General features: G+C 48.1%; 21 protein-coding genes. 16 read left to right on the top strand and 5 right to left on the bottom strand.

Annotation, left to right across the window (positions count from 1 at the left end; translation table 11 throughout):
* Positions 1–16 precede the first annotated feature (16 nt).
* Complete coding sequence (locus GC097_RS25625) at positions 17–784, top strand: SDR family oxidoreductase (RefSeq protein ID WP_171686111.1); 768 nt, start codon at positions 17–19, stop codon at positions 782–784.
* A 32-nt stretch (positions 785–816) separates the two neighbouring features.
* On the top strand, positions 817–2229 hold the full coding sequence (gene gnd / locus GC097_RS25620; RefSeq protein WP_171686110.1) for an NADP-dependent phosphogluconate dehydrogenase: 1413 nt from the start codon (positions 817–819) through the stop codon (positions 2227–2229).
* A gap of 13 nt (positions 2230–2242) precedes the next feature.
* Here the strand turns inward: gnd and GC097_RS25615 are convergent, their stop codons facing one another.
* Positions 2243–2566 (bottom strand): hypothetical protein, encoded by a 324-nt coding sequence (locus tag GC097_RS25615; RefSeq protein ID WP_246294447.1) that lies wholly within the window; start codon positions 2564–2566, stop codon positions 2243–2245.
* Positions 2567–2712: 146 nt separating this feature from the next.
* Between GC097_RS25615 and GC097_RS25610 the strand changes: the two genes are divergently transcribed.
* Positions 2713–3219 (top strand): shikimate kinase, encoded by a 507-nt coding sequence (locus GC097_RS25610; protein WP_312875730.1) that lies wholly within the window; start codon positions 2713–2715, stop codon positions 3217–3219.
* Positions 3220–3239: 20 nt separating this feature from the next.
* Here GC097_RS25610 and GC097_RS25605 read toward each other — a convergent pair whose 3' ends face one another.
* Complete coding sequence (locus GC097_RS25605; protein WP_171686109.1) at positions 3240–3530, bottom strand: rhodanese-like domain-containing protein; 291 nt, start codon at positions 3528–3530, stop codon at positions 3240–3242.
* 97 nt (positions 3531–3627) lie between these two features.
* Between GC097_RS25605 and crcB (GC097_RS25600) the strand changes: the two genes are divergently transcribed.
* Genes crcB (GC097_RS25600) through GC097_RS25580 form a run of 5 tightly spaced genes read left to right on the top strand, consistent with a single transcriptional unit; the run spans position 3628 to position 6978 of the window.
* Positions 3628–4008 (top strand): fluoride efflux transporter CrcB, encoded by a 381-nt coding sequence (gene crcB / locus GC097_RS25600; protein WP_171686108.1) that lies wholly within the window; start codon positions 3628–3630, stop codon positions 4006–4008.
* Positions 4005–4364, top strand: coding sequence for a fluoride efflux transporter CrcB (gene crcB, locus GC097_RS25595; protein ID WP_171686107.1), 360 nt, complete (start codon positions 4005–4007; stop codon positions 4362–4364). Before crcB (GC097_RS25600) ends, crcB (GC097_RS25595) begins: the two co-directional genes overlap by 4 nt.
* A gap of 26 nt (positions 4365–4390) precedes the next feature.
* Positions 4391–5686: a 3-phosphoshikimate 1-carboxyvinyltransferase gene (aroA, locus tag GC097_RS25590; RefSeq protein WP_171686106.1), complete on the top strand. Its 1296-nt coding sequence runs from the start codon at positions 4391–4393 to the stop codon at positions 5684–5686.
* 33 nt (positions 5687–5719) lie between these two features.
* Entirely contained in the window at positions 5720–6538 is an 819-nt protein-coding gene (locus tag GC097_RS25585) for a C39 family peptidase (protein ID WP_171686105.1), read from the top strand.
* Between the two features lie 14 nt (positions 6539–6552).
* Complete coding sequence (locus GC097_RS25580; RefSeq protein WP_171686104.1) at positions 6553–6978, top strand: CoA-binding protein; 426 nt, start codon at positions 6553–6555, stop codon at positions 6976–6978.
* A 74-nt stretch (positions 6979–7052) separates the two neighbouring features.
* Here GC097_RS25580 and GC097_RS25575 read toward each other — a convergent pair whose 3' ends face one another.
* Positions 7053–7619 carry an FAD-dependent oxidoreductase gene (locus GC097_RS25575; protein WP_171686103.1) on the bottom strand — a complete coding sequence of 189 codons (567 nt, stop codon included), beginning with the start codon at positions 7617–7619 and terminating at the stop codon, positions 7053–7055.
* 217 nt (positions 7620–7836) lie between these two features.
* On the opposite strand from GC097_RS25575, the gene GC097_RS25570 reads away from it, so the two are divergent.
* The 7 genes from GC097_RS25570 to GC097_RS25540 all read left to right on the top strand — a co-directional run bounded on the left by GC097_RS25570 (position 7837) and on the right by GC097_RS25540 (position 15508).
* Entirely contained in the window at positions 7837–8604 is a 768-nt protein-coding gene (locus GC097_RS25570; RefSeq protein WP_171686102.1) for a hypothetical protein, read from the top strand.
* Between the two features lie 191 nt (positions 8605–8795).
* A complete protein-coding gene (locus tag GC097_RS25565; protein ID WP_171686101.1) occupies positions 8796–10685 on the top strand; it encodes a glucose PTS transporter subunit IIA in 1890 nt (629 codons plus the stop codon).
* Complete coding sequence (gene ptsP / locus GC097_RS25560; protein WP_171686100.1) at positions 10682–12421, top strand: phosphoenolpyruvate--protein phosphotransferase; 1740 nt, start codon at positions 10682–10684, stop codon at positions 12419–12421. The genes GC097_RS25565 and ptsP overlap by 4 nt, the downstream gene beginning before the upstream one ends.
* Before the next feature lies 1 nt (position 12422).
* Positions 12423–12965: a type 1 glutamine amidotransferase domain-containing protein gene (locus tag GC097_RS25555; protein WP_171686099.1), complete on the top strand. Its 543-nt coding sequence runs from the start codon at positions 12423–12425 to the stop codon at positions 12963–12965.
* 124 nt (positions 12966–13089) lie between these two features.
* The gene (locus tag GC097_RS25550; protein ID WP_167064035.1) at positions 13090–13497 is read left to right on the top strand and encodes a hypothetical protein; all 408 of its coding nucleotides are present in this window, start codon (positions 13090–13092) and stop codon (positions 13495–13497) included.
* 181 nt (positions 13498–13678) lie between these two features.
* Positions 13679–14683, top strand: a complete 1005-nt coding sequence (gene ccpA, locus GC097_RS25545) for a catabolite control protein A (protein WP_171686098.1) — start codon at positions 13679–13681, stop codon at positions 14681–14683.
* 123 nt (positions 14684–14806) lie between these two features.
* Entirely contained in the window at positions 14807–15508 is a 702-nt protein-coding gene (locus GC097_RS25540; RefSeq protein WP_171686097.1) for a 5'-methylthioadenosine/adenosylhomocysteine nucleosidase, read from the top strand.
* Between the two features lie 688 nt (positions 15509–16196).
* Here GC097_RS25540 and GC097_RS25535 read toward each other — a convergent pair.
* Positions 16197–17384, bottom strand: a complete 1188-nt coding sequence (locus tag GC097_RS25535) for an acetoin utilization protein AcuC (RefSeq protein ID WP_171686096.1) — start codon at positions 17382–17384, stop codon at positions 16197–16199.
* A 68-nt stretch (positions 17385–17452) separates the two neighbouring features.
* On the bottom strand, positions 17453–18091 hold the full coding sequence (locus tag GC097_RS25530) for a GNAT family N-acetyltransferase (protein WP_171686095.1): 639 nt from the start codon (positions 18089–18091) through the stop codon (positions 17453–17455).
* A 222-nt stretch (positions 18092–18313) separates the two neighbouring features.
* Here GC097_RS25530 and acsA point away from each other — a divergent pair, with 222 nt between their 5' ends.
* Positions 18314–20038 (top strand): acetate--CoA ligase, encoded by a 1725-nt coding sequence (acsA, locus tag GC097_RS25525; protein WP_171686094.1) that lies wholly within the window; start codon positions 18314–18316, stop codon positions 20036–20038.
* Positions 20039–20495: the final 457 nt, after the last annotated feature.

The raw sequence follows: 20495 nt of genomic DNA, 5'->3' as shown, positions 1-20495 counted from the left end.
GAGGGGATGAAGACAAATGAATTTATTCGATCTTACAGGGAAAACAGCAGTAATTATTGGCGGCAACAGTACGCTTGGAGGCTCAATGGCGATTGCTTTGGCCGGTCATGGCGCGAAAGTGGCCATTGTCGGACGCAACCAAGAGAAAAGCGACCAAGTTTGCCGAGAGATTGAAGCGATTGGCGGAGAAGCTCAAACGTTTCAAGCGGATGCGACGAAACGGGAGGATCTGGAGCGTGTGCTTGCCGAAGTTCTCGCTTGGTCAGGCCGTGCGGACATTTTGATGAACTGCCCGGGCAAAAATAGTGCCACGCCTTTCTTTGACATTTCCATGGAAGAATGGGATTCTATTATGGAGGTTAATTTGAAAAGCGTCGTGCTGGCCTGCCAGGTGTTTGGGAAATACATGGTTGATCGCGGCGAAGGCGGAAGCATTATCAATATTTCATCGGTTTCGTCAGATCCGCCGCTTTCCCGAGTATTCACTTACTCCGCTTCTAAAGCAGCAGTCAATAACATCACACAGAACATCGCCCGTGAATTCGCTCCAAGCCGAGTGCGTGTTAATGCGATCATTCCTGGCTTTTTCCCGGCTGAGCAGAATCGTAAGATTTTGTCGCCTGAACGGATCGAGTCCATTATGCGTCATACGCCTATGAATCGATTCGGTGAAGCGTCAGAGCTTCAGGGTGCTGCTGTGTTCCTTGCTTCTGAACAAGCTTCCAGCTTTGTTACAGGCTCTGTTTTAAGAGTAGATGGCGGTTTTGGCGCGATGACGATTTAAACATTTATATATCGGAAGGGTGTATGAGAGACGTGTCTAAACAACAAATTGGTGTAGTCGGATTAGCGGTAATGGGTAAAAACTTAGCGTTAAACATCGAGAGCAGAGGCTTCACAGTATCCGTATTCAATCGTTCTGCCGAAAAAACAAAAGAGCTTATTCAAGAAGCAGAAGGCAAACAATTAGTCGGTACATACAGTGTGGAAGAATTCGTGCAATCCTTGGAAGTTCCGCGCAAAATTTTGATCATGGTCAAAGCGGGCGGCCCAACGGACGATACGATTAACCAATTGCTGCCGCATCTTGAAAAAGGCGATATCCTGATCGATGGAGGCAATGCCTACTTCCCGGATACACAGCGCCGTAACAAAGAGTTGGAAGCACACGGCATCCGTTTCGTTGGAACCGGCGTTTCCGGCGGCGAAGAAGGCGCGCTGAAAGGCCCGGCTATCATGCCAGGCGGCCAAGAATCCGCTTATAAGCTGGTAGAGCCGATTCTTACGGCGATTTCTGCCAAAGTTGGGGAAGACGCATGCTGTACGTACATCGGACCGGACGGCGCAGGACACTATGTGAAAATGGTGCACAACGGAATCGAGTATGGCGACATGCAGTTGATCTGCGAAGCTTACCAACTGTTGAAAGATGTTCTGAATGTTAGCACAGAAGAGCTTCATGAGATCTTCACGGAGTGGAACAACGGCGAGCTGGACAGCTATTTGATCGAAATCACGCGTGACATTTTCACGAAATATGACGCTGAAACCGGCAAACCGATGGTTGACGTTATCCTCGACTCCGCAGGCCAAAAAGGAACAGGAAAATGGACCAGTCAAAGTGCTCTGGACCTTGGCGTACCGCTTTCCATCATTACGGAATCCGTATTCTCCCGTTTCATCTCTGCGATGAAGGAAGAACGCGTAGCGGCCAGCAAAGTGCTCAAAGGACCTGATGCTCCAGCTTTCACAGGCGATCGCAAAGCATTTATCGAAGCTGTGCGTCAAGCGCTGTATGCAAGTAAAATTTGCTCTTATGCACAAGGCTTCGCTCAAATGAGAGCAGCTTCTGATGAATATAAATGGGATCTGAAATACGGCAACATCGCGATGATCTTCCGCGGCGGCTGCATTATTCGCGCCAGATTCCTTCAAAATATCAAGGATGCGTACGACCGCAATCCTGAATTGAAAAACTTGCTGTTGGATTCTTACTTCACAGGTGTGGTTGAGAACTATCAACAATCGTGGAGACAAGTTGTTGCAGAAGCGGTAACTCGCGGTATCGCAGTTCCATCTTTCGCATCGGCGCTTGCTTACTACGATAGCTACCGGACAGAAAGACTGCCGGCTAATCTGCTGCAAGCGCAGCGCGATTATTTCGGAGCTCACACGTTCCAACGTGTGGACAAAGAAGGTTCCTTCCACTTCAACTGGATGGAAAACTAAGAGGGCAGAGGTGTTACGCCTCTCCCTGTAAACCGTATGCCGCTTCCCGCAGCCACATTTTCAAACGATCGGCTTCTTGATCGAAGCCGTTCCTTCTGTGAATGAGCATTAAGGAGACTTCGGCAAAATAACGGAAATTTTTTAACAATCGTGGTTGAGCAAGGCCCTGCACACGCGGGTCTTCTTCAGCCACTTTTTTCTTAATAAACTCCAAAATCCAAACAACATCCTCTCTGCACAGCACGTAGCTCGGGTGTAAGATTTGTTCCAGTTTGCCTTGAGTGCGGTTGGTGTAGGCAACAGTTGGGTTCAAAGCTTCATCTCTCCTTGTCGGCATAGGGTTCTCTTAAAATCTTAACTGTTTGAGTTGGAATTTATTCACACTACTATATGATTTTTTCATGGATTGTATTCATGTCTATGCGGCTATGGTATGATGTTGGGAAAGTTTGTATGAACAGCATATGAGAAAAGGGGATTAATGTGACAACAAGCAATCTTGTACTTGTAGGTTTCATGGGGACAGGCAAATCAACCGTCGGGCGGAAGCTCGCGGAGCGTTTGGGATGGACTTTTCAAGACTCGGATGCCGTACTTGAGGAAGAGCAGCAGACGAGCATTGCGGACCTGTTCCGCCAGCATGGGGAAGCGCACTTTCGTGCATTGGAGAGCAAAACACTTGAAAATTTGCTAGCTCGCCAAGGGCAAATCGTGGCAACAGGCGGGGGCGCTGTATTAGCAGAGGAGAATCGGGCCTGCATGCTGCGCAACGGCTTCGTTGTAGCGTTGAAAGCTTCGCCCGAGACCATCATTCAAAGAGTGAGCAGCGATACAAGCCGTCCTTTGCTGCAAGGGAACTTGGAAGAGCGGGTTCATACGCTGCTTGAACAGCGAAAGTCTGCCTATGACTTCGCACATACCGTGATCGATACGTCCGAGTTAACGACAGAACAAATTGTAGAGATCATTATTCGGCACGCCAATCTTTAAGAGGAAGGACAAGCCTAAGCTTAGTCCTCCCACTCCAACATGCCGCCGGTCATGTTTTTAAGTCCTTTATACCCTTGTGCTTCCAAAAAGCCAAGCGCGCGTCCGCTGCGGTTGCCGCTGCGGCATACCAGGATCACTTCTTCGGCCTTAGGAATCTCGTTTAAACGTTCAGGCAGCTCGCCTAGCGGGATATGAATGGCTCCTGCAATCATGCCGGCAGCTACTTCTTCCTCTTCGCGAACATCAATAATTGTCAACTGCTCGCCCCGGCTTAGTCTATCTTTGACGGCGGACGGTAAAATCGTATCCATAACAGGACCTCCATGTTTACAATTGTTGGGGAGAAGCCCCATTACAAGTAATGATAGAAACATTAAGGCAGGATGTCAAACCAGGAGTTGTATCATCATGCTATATATCGGATTAGCCGGTATTCTTGGCGCACTCGCCCGATTTGGGCTCTCCTCCCTATGGAACCCGGGAACGGCAGCCGTGTTTCCTTGGGGAACTTTGCTCTGTAATTTAGCCGGTTGTATATTGCTGGGGTTCATTTCATTTACAGACAGGCTGCCTATTCCTGCTAAGTTGCAATTGCCGATTACAACAGGGTTTATCGGATCTTTTACTACGTTCTCTACGTTCAGCTACGAGACGGTGAACATGTTTAATCAAGGGTATTTGATGCTGGCCCTTCTTTATGTGCTTGTCAGCTTGTGGGGTGGACTAGGATTTACTTGGCTTGGCATCCGTCTTGCGCTGCTTTCCCGAAGGGAGGCACACCGCTCATGAATACTTGGCTGTGGCCGATTTGCCTGGTAAGTGTCGGCGGATTTGTCGGGGCAATCTCCCGGTTTCAGCTTGGGACGTACATGTCAAGAAGGTTCCCAAGTTCTATTCCGTATGGTACACTGACAATAAATCTTTTGGGGAGCTTTTTACTGGGGCTTCTAATGAAATATCATCCATTTGACAATTGGAAGCTATTGATTGGCACAGGCTTTATGGGAGCTTTCACTACATTCTCTACCTTGAATCTGGAAAGTATGAAACAGCTCCGGTCAGGACAATGGCAAGCTTGGATGATCTATACGATGCTCAGTTATACCGGTGGAATTCTGTTAGCCTTCATCGGATATTACATATAAACACATGCGAAGGAGATATGAACCAAATGAAAGCCATCGTGAAACCTACTGCTAACCTACAAGGAGAAATCAACGCTCTTTCCTCCAAAAACTACACGACACGTTACTTGCTGATCGGCGCGCTAGCGAATGGGACAAGCACGATTTATTATCCTGCTCATAGTGAAGACAGCGACGCAATGAGACGCTGCGTACGCGATTTGGGTGCTGTCATTGAAGAAGACGATGAGAAAATCGTCATTACAGGATTTGGCAAGAATCCTAAGCATGTTTCTGAGCTGAATGTAGGAAATGCCGGGGCTGTCCTTCGTTTTCTAATGTCTACAGCCGCTTTTTGTCCGGATGTGACGTTTGTAAATACGTATCCCGAATCACTAGGCAAGCGCCCTCATGACGATCTCATTGAAACTTTGCAGCAAATGGGCGTGGAAGTACAACATTCCAACGGCCGTTTGCCGATAACCATTAAAGGGGGACAACCGCGTGGCGGCAAGCTTACCGTTTCCGGCAATGTCAGCTCGCAGTTCCTCAGCTCCCTTTTGTTTATGACACCTCTTCTGGAAGAGGACAGTGAAATCGAAGTGCTTCATGATTTGAAATCCAAAATTATTGTCGGTCAAACGCTCGAAGTTTTGGAGCAGGCCGGAATCGTGATTCATGCTAGCGAAGATTTGATGCACTACCGTATTCCGGGCAGACAATCCTATCAAGCCAAAGAGTATGTCATTCAAGGGGATTACCCGGGCTCAGCGGCGATTCTGGCAGCTGCGGCTGTGACGAACTCGGACGTACGCGTTCTTCGCTTGGAAGAAAACAGCAAGCAGGGTGAGAAGGCTTGCGTTGATGTTTTACGTGCAATGGGCGTTAATTTAACCCATGATAACGGTATTGTGCACGTTCGCGGCAATCAAAAGCTGGTCGCAGGCGAGTTTGATGGCGATCACTTTACAGATGCCGTGCTGGCTATGGTGGCGGCAGCTGTTTTTGCCGAAGGGACGTCGCGTTTCTACAATGTCGAAAATTTACGTTACAAAGAGTGCGACCGGATCACTGATTATTTGAACGAGCTGCGCAAAGCCGGAGCTGATGTGGAAGAACGCCAAAGTGAAATTATTGTCCACGGCAAGCCGCAAGGTGTTCCAGGCGGTGTCGAGATCAATGCTCACTTCGATCATCGTGTCATTATGGCGCTTACCGTCGTCGGTCTTCGTTCCGAGAAAGGTTTGACGATTCGTGATGCTCATCACGTGGCCAAATCCTACCCGCAGTATTTTGATCATTTGCGTTCTATCGGTGCTCAGGTTGAACTTGTGACGGAGTAATAGGATTCCAAAACAAGGAACGGGTGAGTCAGCATGAGGATTATTTGGCAGGGGTTAAAGGTGACGTTTGGATTATTCCTTGTCGCGGGTCTTGTATTTGCAAGCAGTGTATTTGCTGTATTGCTGTATGCCAAAGCTACGGGGAAAGAAACGGCGTTATTCGCAGCCGGTTCTACGGTTCCCATTGCTAAGCCGCCAGCGCCTGTGCAAACAGCGGAGGTTTCTACGCCGCAACCAACGATCCAGACAAAGACATCAGCAATGATTGATGCGCCTGTTTTTGCTCAACTGCCTGAACTGCCAGCAGGTTGTGAAATTACGAGTTTGACGATGCTGCTGCATTTCTATGGAATTACCAAAACGAAAATGGAACTTGTCGCCGAGATGCCGCTGGACAACACACCGGTTAAACTGAATGCAGACGGATCGCCTGCTTATTGGGGGAATCCCAACACAGGTTTCGTAGGTGATGTTACCCGGAAACAAAGAGGGTTCGGCATTTATCATGCCGGTCTTTTTCCGCTGCTAAAGTCATATATTCCGGAGGCGATCGATATTACGGGCGAGCCCTTCGAATTGTTTGAACAGCAGGTGGCAAGCGGCATTCCGGTCCTCATTTGGACGACAATTGATTTCAATATTCCTTACAAATGGGTGACATGGGATACGCCGATCGGCCCGATCCAAACGACATATGCGGAGCACGCTGTATTATTGGTCGGTTATGATGAGAATAATGTATACTTGAACGATCCCTATAGCGGGAAAAAACAATTGCAGATCAACAAAGCGCAGTTTATCGACAGTTGGTCCGCCATGGGGAAACAAGGCCTCACTTACATGAAAAAATAGGAGGTAGATGGATCATGACGTTTGAAAATCCGTCCAGAGAGCACATTAAGGAAATTCTTGCGAGTGCCGGCAATATTGCCGTCGTAGGTTTGTCCGATAAGCCTGACCGTACGTCGTATATGGTGTCCGCCGCGATGCAGAGCAGAGGATACCGGATCATTCCGGTCAATCCGAATGCAACGGAGATTTTGGGCGAGAAATGCTATGCTTCGCTATCTGACATTCCGGAGCCCGTAGATATCGTCAATGTCTTCCGCCGTGCGGATCAAGTCGTTCCGGTCGCGGAAGAAGCCGCCAAAATCAAAGCGAAAGTGTTCTGGCTCCAGCTTGACATCGTGAATGAGGAAGCAGGCCGTATCGCAAGCGAAGCGGGCTTGGAAGTCATCATGGACCGCTGTATTAAAGTGGAAGATGCGATTCTCAATCCGCGAAACAATTAAATCGCCTGTGTAAACTAAAAACCGCTAATCTCTAACCGTTTAGGTAGGAGAGAAGCGGTTTTATTTATTACAGGCTATGCTTTTAAAACATCATGATCGACGTAACGCGCGCCATTTAATTCACTGATCACGTTAATGGCCACTTTGGCGCCATCACCGGCAGTAACAATCGTATGCATGGAGACACCTGCAATCGTACCTGCCGCCCATACACCTTTGAGGCTCGTATTGCCTTGCGCGTCTGCATCGACAACCGTTTTGATGCGAGGCTCTGTACCGGGCTTCGTCTGAATGCCTGAGGCTTCTGCAAGATCAGCGGATAATCCTGTGGCAAGAATGACATACTTGCTATCATATGTACCATTTTCTGTCGTTACTTGGAAACCTTCACCGGATTGATTCAACTGGGTGGCTTTGCCTTGAACAAACTCAGCACCGAATTTAGCGGCTTGCTTTTTCCCGATTTCAACTAAGTCAGGACCGGTGATCCCTTCTACGCCATAATGATTTTCAATCCAGGCGCGCTTTGTCACGCTTTGATCGCTATCAATGACAAGTGTTGATTTTCCCGCTTTCGCTGTAAATAAGGCTGCACTTGCTCCGGCAGGGCCTGCTCCAATAATAATAATGTCATATGCCATATCGGTATTCCTCCTGTAAAGAGAATGGGGTACTAGGAAATTATGGCATATCCAATTACCCTTAGTCAACTTATGCGTATAGAATGTATGTTATCTTTGGAATAACAATACGCTGCAATTTTAACATTTTTAATAAATAAAATATGAAGGAGCGGAGAGAATAAAAGAGGCTCCAAAAAGGTGTCCAAAATCAAGAAATATGAAGGAGAATCTACACATGTATAACAACGCAAACAACAATGCCGCTTCATCGTTCGGGAATTCAACGCAAGGCAGTCAGGCGTCGCAAGGCTATCAGAACAACGCTTCCCAATACCAGGGGTACCAGAGACAGTTTCAACCTGTCGGGTATGTGCAATCCTTCTATAGCCAACCGGCTTCTCAATCCGTTTCAAACAACTCTGCTCAAGGGTACAATCAAGGTTACAATCAGCAGGGCATAACATCTGCTGAATCGTATCATACGGCAAACTACCGGGGGAACCAACCGGGTCATGACAATTACTTGCGCAGCGATTCTTCGACGCCAACGCAATATCAACCATCAAGCTTTCAAAACGCTTATTCTACCTATAACGGATCGAATAGCCAAAACAGCCAATTCGGTTCCAGCCAAGTTCAGCCCATTACTTATATGTCCAGCCAACAGCCTTCCATAACCAGCCAATACGGCAGCTCAACACAGTCTAATCAGCAGCCTTACGGACAAAGCAATGTTTCTGCGAATGCTTACCATATGGCCAACTATCGCGGGAACCAACAAGGTCATGACGCATACTTGCGCAGCGATTCTTATACACCTTCTCAGCAATCCTATCAGTCAAATTACGGTGCCCAACAAGGGACACAGTTCTATGGTTTTCAGCAGCAGGGGCAGGGGCAGCAAGGACAACAAAGCTACCAGCAGCAAAACGCACAGCCATATAACCAAAGTTTCGGCAGTTCCGGCATGGGACAGCAGTTCGGATATAACGCCTCTCATTAATCGTATGCGGTAATCAGTATTTACAGGCAGGTCGAACCCCGACCTGCTTATTTTGTTTTGACAAACAGGCAAACAAGCTATACGATTTGATGAGAGGCTTATGCTCATCATGTAAGTTTTTTCGATAACGCTATGCTTTGGCATGCGATGTCCGTTTTGTTTTAGCAAAACTTTTAGGAGGAATCATACGTTTGAACTGGATGGGAAACTTACAACAGCTTGGCCGCTCATTAATGCTGCCCACCATGGCGCTTCCTATTGCTGCTGTGCTGCTTCGTCTCGGGGACCTGCCTTGGGATCGCATTCACGCATCCGGATTTGGGGATATGCTGCTGTTAGCGGGGAATACGGTCTTTGACTATATACCCATCATATTCGCCGTTGGCGTGGCGCTGGGGCTTACAGAAAGTGCCGGCATTGCCGGGCTGTCTGCCATGCTGGGCTATTTTATGTTTACGAGGCTCATCGAACATGCTCTTGGATCCCAGTTTCAATTGGGTGTACCTGGCGGAATCTTAATCGGTTTGCTTGCGGCCATTATTTATCATCGCTGTAAAGAGATAAAGCTGCCTGAGTACATACAATTTTTCGGCGGTCCGAGGATGGTTCCGCTCATCATGGGCCTATGCACGCTCGCCGTGTCGTATGTGATGATCGCGATAGGTCCTTATTTGGAAGTAGGGATGAGCAATTTTTCGAACTGGCTGCTCGGCCTCGGCGGTTTCGGCGCATTTGTGTATGGTATCGCGCATCGGTTGTTGGTGCCGTCCGGTTTGCACCATATATTGAATAACTTTTTCTGGTTTCAAGTGGGGGCTTACCAAACGCCATCAGGGCATATGGCTTACGGAGATTTGCCGCGCTATTTTGCCGGAGATCCTTCGGCAGGAATGTACATGGCCGGGCTGTATCCGATCATGATGTTCGCTTTGCCAGCCATCGCATTTGCCATTATTGGGGAAGCGCGTGAAGATTTGAAGCCGAAGATTAAGGCGACATTTCTGACGGCAGCGTTAGCCTCTTTTTTAACAGGCGTCACGGAACCGATCGAGTTTGCTTTTCTCTTTGTTGCACCTTATTTGTTTATTATTCACGCCATTTTATCCGGTGCGGCAATGTGGCTGGCCTATGAACTACATATTCAGCATGGTTTTTCATACTCAGCTGGAGCGATAGACTACGTCATTAATTTGCATTTATCGCATAATGGACTGCTTCTAATCCCAATTGGCATCGTGTACGGACTCGTGTATTATTTCATGTTTCGCTGGGCGATCAGGAAGTTCCAAATTCCTACGCCAGGCAGGGAGGAAGGCTCTTCGCTCGAAGAGTGGGCCGGCGATATTCCGTATCGGTCGCCTTTAATTTTGCAAGCACTCGGTGGGAAAGACAATATTAAGAAGATTGAAGCCTGCATCACCAGATTGCGACTTACGCTTGTTAATGATCGTTTGATAGACATCACGGCATTACGACACTTAGGAGCTGCAGGCGTCATCCGTCTTGGAGGAGGCAATGTTCAGGTCGTGTTCGGGACATTCTCAGAGCTGATTCGTGAAGAAATTATGAAAGTACTGCGCAAAGACATTCATGTGGTATTGTTTACTTCGCCGATGCAGGGTCGCATGATTCCTATTGAAGATGTGCCCGATCGCATTTTTGCTTCGCGCTTGGTCGGTAACGGCGTAGCGTTTATTCCTGAAAAAGGGGAGCTGGTCTCGCCGGTTGCAGGTACCATTATGCATATTTATCCGACTATGCATGCGCTGGGCATTGTGACGGATGAAGGGTTAGAAGTTCTGCTGCACATTGGGATCGATACGTCGAGTTTGCCAGGGAAATGTTTTAATGCCGTGGTAAAAGAAGGCGATCGTGTAGAACCAGGACAGCTTCTCGTTAAATTCAATTATAATAAAGTTAAAAAGTTTGCTTCATCTTTGGCGACACCGATGATTATTACAAATCCGGATCTTGTTAAGTCTTGGAGCTTCGCTCCGTTTAAAGCTGTAAAAAAAGGCCAAGGTTCTGTGATGTCCGTCGTCTTAAAGCCTACTAAATCTACGGGAGGGATGAACGGATGATCAGAGGGATAGGGGCATCTTCAGGCATTGCAATGGGTCAGGCATTTGTCATTCCTACGTGGGAGTGGGATTTCCCTGAAAAAATGATCGATGTGACAGATTTGGCTTATGAATTTGAGCGTCTGTATGACGGGATCCGGTCTTCCAAGGATGAACTGGAACTCATTAAACAGGAAATTAAAGAAGTAGTCGGGCAGGATCAAGCCTATATTTTTGATGCCCATTTGGCCATTTTGGAAGATCCTATTTTCATGAACGAAATTCAAGGGATCATTGAGCTGCAGTATAAGGCCGCAGAAGTTGCTGTGAAAGAAGTCATCGACAAATTTGTCGGAATGTTCAACATGATCGACGATGAGTACATGAAGGAGCGGGCGCTTGATATTAAAGATGTCGGCAACAGGCTTCTGAAGCATTTGCTGGGCGATACCAGCTCAACGGTTCCTCCCATCGATCATCCGTACATCTTGGTTGCCAAAGAGCTTACCCCTTCGCAACTGGCTCATTTGGATCCGACGAAAGTGTTAGGGCTTCTGACCATTCTTGGAGGCACGCATTCGCATGTTTCTATTATGGCTAGAGCGATGTCCGTTCCTTATGTTTTAGGGCTGGAAGGGAAGCTGCTGCGTCCGATTCAAAATGGCGATTTCTTGATTATTGACGGTCAAGAGGGGACTCTTTACATTAATCCGGACAAGATCACCATTGAGCGCTATCAAGCACGCAAAAAGAATTGGCTTGAATTCAAGGAGAGTTTGCAGGAAATCGCTGATGTACCACCTGTTACTTTGGATAACAGCTATGTCAATCTGCATGCGAACATTAACTCGGTGATGGAGATCGATCAGGTTTTACGCAACGGCGCGTCAGGGGTCGGATTGTTCCGTACAGAGTACTTATACATGGACCGTGATTCACTTCCGGGCGAGGACGAGCAGTTTGAAGTATATCGTCATGCCGCTATGCACCTAAAAGGCCGTCCCATTGTCATCCGAACCTTGGATATCGGCGGAGATAAGAAGCTGGATTATATGCCGCTTGCCAAAGAAGATAATCCGTTCCTGGGATACAGGGCTATTCGGATCTCACTGGACCGTAAGGATCTGTTTATGACACAGCTAAAAGCGATTCTTAGGGCAAGCCATTATGGCAACGTGAAAATCATGTACCCGATGGTGACATCGCTGGGTGAGGTGCGTCAAGCCAAAGCTCTTTTGGAAAAGGCGAAAGCTGAGCTCAGCGCGCAAGGCATTCCTTTCAATGCCAATATCGAGGTCGGATTAACGATTGAAGTGCCCGCAGCAGCGCTCATTGCAGACGTTCTCGCAAGTGAAGTCAACTTTATGAGTATTGGAACAAACGATCTTGTTCAATATGTGCTAGCAGTAGACAGAATGAACGAAAACATCGCGCACTTATATAATCCGTATCATCCGGCGGTCATCCGGCTTCTTAAACATGTCATAGACGCAGGCAAAAGTGTAGGCATTCCAGTCGGTGTCTGTGGCGAAATGGCGGGAGACGTCCGCGCTTTGCCCATTTGGCTAGGTCTTGGCATTGAAGAACTAAGCATTTCTGTGCAAACCCTGTTGCAAGTGAAACACCGTCTATTAAGCAGTAACGCTAAGAAGTGCAAGCAATTAGTCGGGGAAATTCTAGCTTGCAAAACGAGCGATGAAATTATTGAACTGTTAGCTCAAACCGAACAAACTGAATCGATTGTAGGAGGTAATTAGCATGGATTTGAAAGGTACAAAAGTATTGGCGTTTGTGGATGAAGAATTCGAAGACTTGGAGATGTGGTATCCCGTTTTACGCTTGCGTGAAGCTGGGGCGGTTGTAGATATTGTCGGGCCAAAATCGAAAACGGTGTATCATGGCAAATATGGCGTTCCGATCACGACGGATTATGCGTTTGATGAAGTAAAGTCATCCGATTACATCGGCCTTTATGTTCCGGGAGGCTGGGCTCCTGACAAACTGCGCCGTTATCCGGACGTGCTTCGCCTGACACAGGAGTTTCATGCCGCGGTAAAACCGATTGCTCAAATCTGCCATGCGGGCTGGGTACTCATTTCGGCGAAAATCGTAAACGGCTATACAATGACTTCGACGCCAGGCATTCGCGATGACCTCGAAAATGCTGGCGCTACTTGGGTAGATGAAGAAGTGGTGGTAGACCGCAACATCATCTCTGGCCGCCGGCCGCCAGACCTTCCTGCATTTTCCAAGCGCTTTGTGGACGAGCTCGTTCAGTACAACAAACATCAGGAAAAGTAACGTTACGCTTCCAATCGTACCAAAAACTACTACTCTTCATTCGGCAGGAAATCGTATAGAATCGTAGAATATCATAGTACAAGAAAGTCATGTACATGCCGCCTGCCAGTGAAGGAGTGTTAGAATGCAAAAGTATTGCAAGTGCGGACGCACGATGAACCTTCGTCTGCGTACGGTTATTTATCAAAGTAAAGTCGATATTGAAAATGTACCTATTTATTCATGTGAAGCGTGTGGTCGAAGTGAGGTTGTTCCTCATGTTAAACCCGAGCTTACCGGTTTAATCGGCAAGCTGGGGAGCAAGCCTGAGAAACAACAACTGTTTTTCCATGAGCTATCGGAAGTGGCGTTCCTGCTGCTGAAGGTTACCGAGAAAGAGCATATGAATGATTCCATGGAAAAGATTGTAGAAGAACGTATAAATGAGCTTCTGGACATCTTACTGCTGGCACAATCGCTTGGTGACGAACCATGGACCGAAGAAATTCGCAAACGGTTGTCACAAATTACACAGAGCGCAATTTCGACATAATCAGCCTGCAGCCAATCCCTGACGGATTGGCTTTTGTACATAGTTGTGAGTTTTTTTTGAAAACCAATTGAAATTATTTTCAAAGTATTTTCATTTATCATTGCAAGATGAATTATTTTGTCGTATCATAACGGTAATATACTAGGCTCGCAGAATACTTTTGAAAATGGAGAGAGTAACCGTGACCGTAACCATTTATGATGTAGCAAGAGAAGCAGGCGTTTCCATGGCAACCGTTTCCAGGGTTGTCAATAACAATCCGAACGTAAAGCCGCAAACGCGCAAAAAAGTTTTTGAAGCCATTGAACGGCTCGGTTACCGCCCTAATGCGGTAGCAAGAGGCTTGGCCAGTAAGAAAACGACAACCGTCGGTGTCGTCATTCCCGATATTTCCAACTCGATCTTCGCTGAAGTTGCACGCGGTATTGAAGATATTGCGAATATGTATCATTACAATATCATTTTGTGTAATGCAGATAAGAAGAAAGAGAAAGAAATTCGCGTTATTAACACACTGCTCGAGAAGCAGGTCGATGGGCTGCTCTTCATGGGCGGCGTTGTTACAGCCGATCATATCCAAGCTTTCCGCACCTCTTCCGTTCCTGTTGTCTTATGTGGAACCAAAGATGAAGAGCAAACGATGCCTTCCGTGGATATCGATCATGAGAAAGCCGCATTCGATGCTGTTAATGTGTTAATCGCAGCGGGACATCGCGACATCGCGATGATTTCCGGAACTTTGCAGGATCCAGCCAATGGATTCGCGCGTTACCAAGGATACAAGAAAGCGTTGGATGCAGCAGGTATCGAACTGCGCGACGAATATGTACGAATTGGAAACTACCGGTATGAATCCAGTGTCGACGCTGTTAAATATTTCTTGGAGCTTTCCCCTCGTCCTACAGCAATCTTCTCGGCAACCGATGAAATGGCGATTGGCGCCATTCACACGATTCAAGATTCCGGACTCAAGGTTCCGCAAGATATTGCCGTCATCAGTGTAGACAATATTCGCATGGCTTCCATGGTTAGACCGACTCTGACGACAGTGGCTCAACCGATGTATGACATCGGTGCGGTGTCGATGAGACTTCTAACGAAGTTGATGAACAAAGAGTCAACGGATAATATGCAAGTTATTTTGCCGCATGAAGTGATTTACCGTAACTCTGTTACACAAGCCTAGTGAACTTAAGCCTCTAAGCGAGCTCATGCCTTTCGAGGATGATGCCATTAGAGGTTTTCTCCTTTCTTTGAAGGGAATAAGACCAGAGAAGCATGTATACATAATGAAAAGAGGATCGAAGAAATGACATGGAATAAACTTGCACTGATCGGTGCGATGAATGAAGAAATTGAGCTGCTCGTGTCGCATATGACGGATGTGCGTGAGACCGTGAAAGCGGGGATTACTTTCCGTGAAGGCACGTATTTCGGTAAAGAAGTCGTCGTATGCCGCACAGGCGTAGGGAAGGTTAACGCTGCCGTGACAACTCAAATTTTAATTGACAAATTCGGAGTTGAAGCCGTTATTTTTACAGGTGTCGCAGGTGCGTTGGACCCGGAACTGAACATCGGCGATCTTGTCGTTTCCAGCGAATGCATGCAGCATGACATGGATGTTACGCCGCTTGGTTTCGAACGGGGCGTCATCCCTTATGAAGCGAAATCTATTTTTGAAGCAGACAGCAAGCTGGTGGATTTGGCGGTAGCTTCCGGTGAAAAGCTGTTTGCAGGGAAAGTGAAGAAGGGGAGAGTGCTCTCCGGCGACCAGTTCATTGCTAGTCGTGAAGTCGTGGCTAGCCTCAATAAAGAGCTTGGCGGTGTATGTGTGGAAATGGAAGGGGCATCGGTTGCCCAAGTTTGTTCCATGAATGCCATTCCTTATGTGGTGCTTCGCTCGATGTCCGATAAAGCGGATGGATCTGCGCATGTGAACTTTGCAGAATTTACGGTTCAAGCGTCTGAGAATTCGTATAAAATGGTTGAGGAAATCGTGAAACAGCTCTAGGCTAGTGTGGCTGGCGGTAGGTGAAGAAGGAAGCTGCTGCTAGGAAGCTAACGATAGGGCTGATACAAGGAAGCTGAACGATCGAGCTGATGTAAGGAAGCCGACGGACAGGGCAGAACGAGAAAGCTGAACGATCGAGCTGATGTAAGGAAGCTGAAGGACAGAGCAGAACAAGGAAGCTGAACGATCGAGCTGATGTAAGGAAGCTGAAGGACAGTGCAGAACAAGAAAGCTGAACGATCGAGCTGATGTAAGGAAGCTGAAGGACAGAGCAGAACAAGAAAGCAGAACGATCGAGCTGATGTAAGGAAGCTGAAGGACAGAGCAGAACAAGAAAGCTAAACTAGATGGCGTTATCGGGAACTATGTTCCGCTATTTTCCCCCAATACAGCCATTTGGCAAATTAGAGGGAACAGTGGTCCGCTATTTTCCTGATTTAAGCGGGTTAGTGGCTTCGTGGGACAAATAAGACCCTGTAGTTCCGCTCGGAACCCGAGATTAGCTGATTTGGCTCAAATCAGCGCCCTGTAGTTCCCACATTGGAGCTACGGGGGACAGGCCGTAGCAAATAAAAAGAAACCGTTCTTTGGTAAACTGGAGGTTCCTGACTTCCAATTACAAAGTAACGGTTTCTTTTGCATGATTTGGAGAAAAACCTTCCTCTCAATCATCTCTTTGGGGTCATTTTCACTTCAAATACATCATGGCAAGATCCTTCGTTTGCCGGTTCTTCTCAGTAATGATCTGGCGCCTTGGAATCGGCGCCCAAGCATCGACGGGGTCCAGCCACGTATCCGCCAGCTGGACCGGGCTCTTGCCCTGCCAGGCGTCCAGCCACGCATGGGGAAGCGCGAGCTGCGGCTGCGCCGCCAGCTCGGACAAGGTCGCCTGCTCGCTCATCACGAGCCAGAGCAGGCTCCAAGCCCGCGGTACGACACGCCAGATGTCGTACCCGCCGCCCCCGAGCGCAACCCACCGCCCTTCGCACCACTGGTGCGCAAGGTTGTGGATCAGCTCGGGCATAGCCTTGTACACGCGCATGGAGCAATGCACATGCGCGAGCGGATCGAAAGCATGGGCGTCGCAACCATGCTGTGAGATAATGACATCCGGCTGGAAACGCGCAATCGTCTCGGTGAGCACCTCGCCGAAGCATTCCAGCCACGATTCATCCTCGGTGTACGGTTCCACCGGGACATTAATGCTCGTCCCGAACGCGTCGCCTTCGCCTCGTTCGTTCACGGCGCCCGTGCCGGGGAATAAATATTTCCCCGTCTCATGGATGGACAACGTGCATACCTGGGGATCGGCGTAGAAGCTCCATTGCACGCCATCCCCATGATGCACGTCCGTATCGACGTACAGCACTTTTGCGCCGTACGTCTCTTTGGCATGAGCAATCGCCGCTGAAGCGTCGTTGTAGACGCAGAAGCCCGCGCCCTTGCTCTGCAGCGCGTGATGCAGTCCGCCGCCCAGATGGAGGGCGTGCGGGGCTTTGCCAGACATCACCAGCTCTGCTGCGGTGATGGAGCCGCCTACAATCTTCGCCGTGATGTCATGCATCCCGGGGAAGAAGGGCGTGTCGTCGGTGTCGAGTCCGAAGCGCGCGGCTTCTTTGACCCAGCGCTCCTCCGGCACGGAACAGCTAAGCGCTTTCACAGCTTCGAGATAAGCCGGGCTGTGAACCCGCAGCAGCTCGCTGTCTGCAGCAGGGCGAGGCGTCCGCAGCGCGCTGTCAGGGAGCGCGCCGGCCTTGCGCAGCAAATCGACCGTCATCACAAGACGATCTTGATTAAAGGGATGATCCTCATTGAACTTATATTGAATTTCTTCGTCGTCATAGATAAAGACAGGACTTGATGCTTTCTTGTTCATATCCCACATTCCCCCGAATGGACTAACATTCTTGCTTGAAGCCCTCGAAATCCTAAATTAGTCGATCATCAGTACATGAACCGCTGTTGAAAACGAATCCGATCGAATTGTTCCACGGACGAGATTGGTACATGCTTGCCGATACGGACCATGAGACAGTTGGCCGGATGTGAGCAGATCTCAGGATCATCCGTTGCAAACCAGATCATGTCGACGCTTTTCATAAGTTTCTCCATCATTTGCCGGTATTCCCAGACGGTGAGCTTGCTGTTTTCCAAGTCCCAGTGCCAGTAGTACTCCGTGGTGAAACAAATCACATTCTCCATCTGATCGGCTTCGAAAGCAAGGCGAATCAGCTTTTTCCCAAGCCCCATGGAGCGATAGTCATCCGCAACTTCAATGGCTCCGAGCTCAATCAAATCCTGCATATGGCCTTGTGACCAGCGCTCAATTTCATCAGGATAATGAAAGGTGACATAGCCGACAATCGTAGAGCCGTCACGGGCAATGATGATTCGGCCTTCTGGCAATTCCGCAATTTCAATAAGCGCCTCCAGCTGTTCCTTAGGTCTGCGGAAGGCGTCTAATTTGGGATGCATGGCAAGGTTTTGCAAACTGTCTGCTGAAACAGGACCTTCTATCATAATCTCTGGTTGATCGGGAGCTGTGTGCAAGCGAAACGAGTGATAAATTTTGGTATGCTGCATAGCCTTAGCTCTCCTTTTGAAAAACAGCATGATGAGTGATTCCTTTTCCCTTGGGTCATAGTCCCTTTATACCAAATTTTATTTGGAAATAAAAGCTGAACTTAGGCGTAGGCGAAAAATTCTCCGTGTGTTATAATAGAATATGTCAAAAATCGATCACATTTTGCTCAAATACATCAGTAAAATGAAAGCGGTTTATCTCGTGAGGAGGGTTTTTCGCACATGGATCAATTGAAAGTTGAACTCGTTGAAGCGGTAGCTGCAAATCCTAACATGAAAAATTACGAAGAAACACACGCAAATTTTGACTGGAAAGACATCGAAAAGAGCTTCTCCTGGTACGAAACCGGCAAAGTGAACATGGCTTATGAAGCCATTGATCGTCATGCGGAATCGTCAAAAAAAGATAAAATCGCTCTGTATTACAGCGATAATCAGAGAGAAGAAGCCGTCACTTTCGGACAAATGAAAGAGAAATCGAATCAGTTCGGCAATGTGCTTCGCGGCCTTGGTGTCGGGAAAGGCGAGCGCGTATTTATTTTCATGCCGCGTACGCCTGAACTTTACTATGCTTTGCTTGGCACATTGAAAGTAGGAGCTGTAGTTGGGCCGTTGTTTGAGGCTTTTATGGAAACAGCGGTGAAAGACCGTCTGGAAGACAGTGAAGCCGTTGCGATTATAACAACGCCAAGCCTGCTGTCTCGCGTGCCTGCCAGCGAACTTCCTAACTTGAAGCATATCATCGTTGTCGGTGATAATGTGGAGCCGGCCGAGGGCCATGTAGACTTCTACAAAGAAATGGCGACCGCTTCCACAGAGCTTGAGATCGAATGGTTGGACCGTGAGGACGGACTCATCATTCACTATACATCAGGTTCAACCGGAAAGCCGAAAGGCGTTTTCCACGTTCAAAACGCGATGATTCAGCATTACTATACAGGTAAAATCGTATTGGATCTCCAAGAGGACGATATTTACTGGTGCACAGCAGATCCGGGCTGGGTGACGGGAACCTCTTACGGCATTTTCGCTCCTTGGTTGAATGGGGCTACGAATGTAATCCGCGGCGGACGCTTTAGTCCTCAGGATTGGTACAATACGCTTCAAAAATATAAAGTTACCGTTTGGTACAGCGCTCCGACGGCTTTCCGTATGTTGATGGGCGCCGGTGACGATGTTGTGTCCGGCTTCGATCTTTCCTCGCTTCGCCATGTGCTGAGCGTTGGGGAGCCATTAAATCCGGAAGTTGTTCGTTGGGGACTCAAAGTGTACAACCAACGCATTCATGACACGTGGTGGATGACAGAAACAGGCGGACAGCTCATCTGCAACTATCCGTCCATGACCATTAAGCCTGGTTCCATGGGTCGTCCGATTCCGGGCGTCGAAGCAGCTATTATCGATGACGCGGGGAATGTCTTGCCTCCAAACCGGATGGGCAACTTGGCGATTAAAACGCCATGGCCGTCGATGATGCGCAAAATTTGGAACAATCCAGCCAAGTACGAAGAATACTTCAGATTGACAGGCTGGTACGTATCTGGTGATTCAGCTTATCAAGACGAAGAGGGGTACTTCTGGTTCCAAGGCCGCGTCGATGACGTGATTAATACAGCCGGCGAGCGGGTAGGCCCATTCGAGGTTGAGAGCAAGCTTGTCGAGCATCCGGCGGTTGCGGAAGCAGGGGTCATCGGGAAACCGGACCCGATGCGTGGGGAAATCATTAAAGCGTTCATCGCGCTGCGTGAAGGCTTCACACCATCGGATGAGCTTAAAGCGGACATTTCCAAATTTGTAAAAGAAGGTCTTTCGGCCCACGCTGCTCCTCGTGAAATTGAATTCAAGGACAAACTTCCGAAGACGCGCAGCGGCAAAATTATGCGCCGTGTACTGAAAGCTTGGGAGCTTAATCTCCCAACGGGCGATTTATCCACGATAGAAGACTAGGGATTAGATAGATAAGGCTGTCTTAGAGGAATGTCTTCCTCTCCAAATCCATTGGTAGTAGCATGGTATATTGAATGCATAAATAAACCGTTCCTTTCGTAAGTGGGTGGGTGGCACCTCCATTTACCAAAGAACGGTTTCTTTTTGTTTACATAAAAATGAGAGGGTATCCCCAGTCATTTCAATGACTTATGGGACACCCTCTTTGTGCAATTTTGTTTCTGCAGTCAAATCAGCGGGAAAAATTCCCTCAAATCTGATTGCAAGAGCCTGTCAGATCCATTTAGCCGGAAAAACTCCCTCTATTTGCACCAATTTCATGAGAATTCTCTGATTCCGGCCAAATTAACGGGAGGTTTTCCTTCTAAATTCCCTGCAAGGTCATCATTCGAGTCATTTAGTGGGAGATTTTCCCGTTAGCTTACCTCGCCTACTTCGTAAAGCGTTTGGAATCGAA

Origin of the sequence: Paenibacillus planticolens (assembly GCF_013141725.1) — a bacterium.
Taxonomy (GTDB): domain Bacteria; phylum Bacillota; class Bacilli; order Paenibacillales; family NBRC-103111; genus Paenibacillus_E; species Paenibacillus_E planticolens.
This window is presented reverse-complemented; position numbering and strand designations above follow the sequence as displayed.

Bases quoted from the DNA above. Each gene is read 5' to 3' on its own strand.
- GC097_RS25625 (WP_171686111.1), top strand. From the start codon at position 17: ATGAATTTATTCGATCTTACAGGGAAAACAGCAGTAATTATTGGCGGC.
- GC097_RS25615 (WP_246294447.1), bottom strand. From the start codon at position 2,566: ATGCCGACAAGGAGAGATGAAGCTTTGAACCCAACTGTTGCCTACACC.
- GC097_RS25605 (WP_171686109.1), bottom strand. From the start codon at position 3,530: ATGGATACGATTTTACCGTCCGCCGTCAAAGATAGACTAAGCCGGGGC.
- crcB (WP_171686108.1), top strand. From the start codon at position 3,628: ATGCTATATATCGGATTAGCCGGTATTCTTGGCGCACTCGCCCGATTT.
- crcB (WP_171686107.1), top strand. From the start codon at position 4,005: ATGAATACTTGGCTGTGGCCGATTTGCCTGGTAAGTGTCGGCGGATTT.
- aroA (WP_171686106.1), top strand. From the start codon at position 4,391: ATGAAAGCCATCGTGAAACCTACTGCTAACCTACAAGGAGAAATCAAC.
- GC097_RS25585 (WP_171686105.1), top strand. From the start codon at position 5,720: ATGAGGATTATTTGGCAGGGGTTAAAGGTGACGTTTGGATTATTCCTT.
- GC097_RS25580 (WP_171686104.1), top strand. From the start codon at position 6,553: ATGACGTTTGAAAATCCGTCCAGAGAGCACATTAAGGAAATTCTTGCG.
- GC097_RS25575 (WP_171686103.1), bottom strand. From the start codon at position 7,619: ATGGCATATGACATTATTATTATTGGAGCAGGCCCTGCCGGAGCAAGT.
- GC097_RS25570 (WP_171686102.1), top strand. From the start codon at position 7,837: ATGTATAACAACGCAAACAACAATGCCGCTTCATCGTTCGGGAATTCA.
- ptsP (WP_171686100.1), top strand. From the start codon at position 10,682: ATGATCAGAGGGATAGGGGCATCTTCAGGCATTGCAATGGGTCAGGCA.
- GC097_RS25555 (WP_171686099.1), top strand. From the start codon at position 12,423: ATGGATTTGAAAGGTACAAAAGTATTGGCGTTTGTGGATGAAGAATTC.
- GC097_RS25550 (WP_167064035.1), top strand. From the start codon at position 13,090: ATGCAAAAGTATTGCAAGTGCGGACGCACGATGAACCTTCGTCTGCGT.
- GC097_RS25540 (WP_171686097.1), top strand. From the start codon at position 14,807: ATGACATGGAATAAACTTGCACTGATCGGTGCGATGAATGAAGAAATT.
- GC097_RS25535 (WP_171686096.1), bottom strand. From the start codon at position 17,384: ATGAACAAGAAAGCATCAAGTCCTGTCTTTATCTATGACGACGAAGAA.
- GC097_RS25530 (WP_171686095.1), bottom strand. From the start codon at position 18,091: ATGCAGCATACCAAAATTTATCACTCGTTTCGCTTGCACACAGCTCCC.
- acsA (WP_171686094.1), top strand. From the start codon at position 18,314: ATGGATCAATTGAAAGTTGAACTCGTTGAAGCGGTAGCTGCAAATCCT.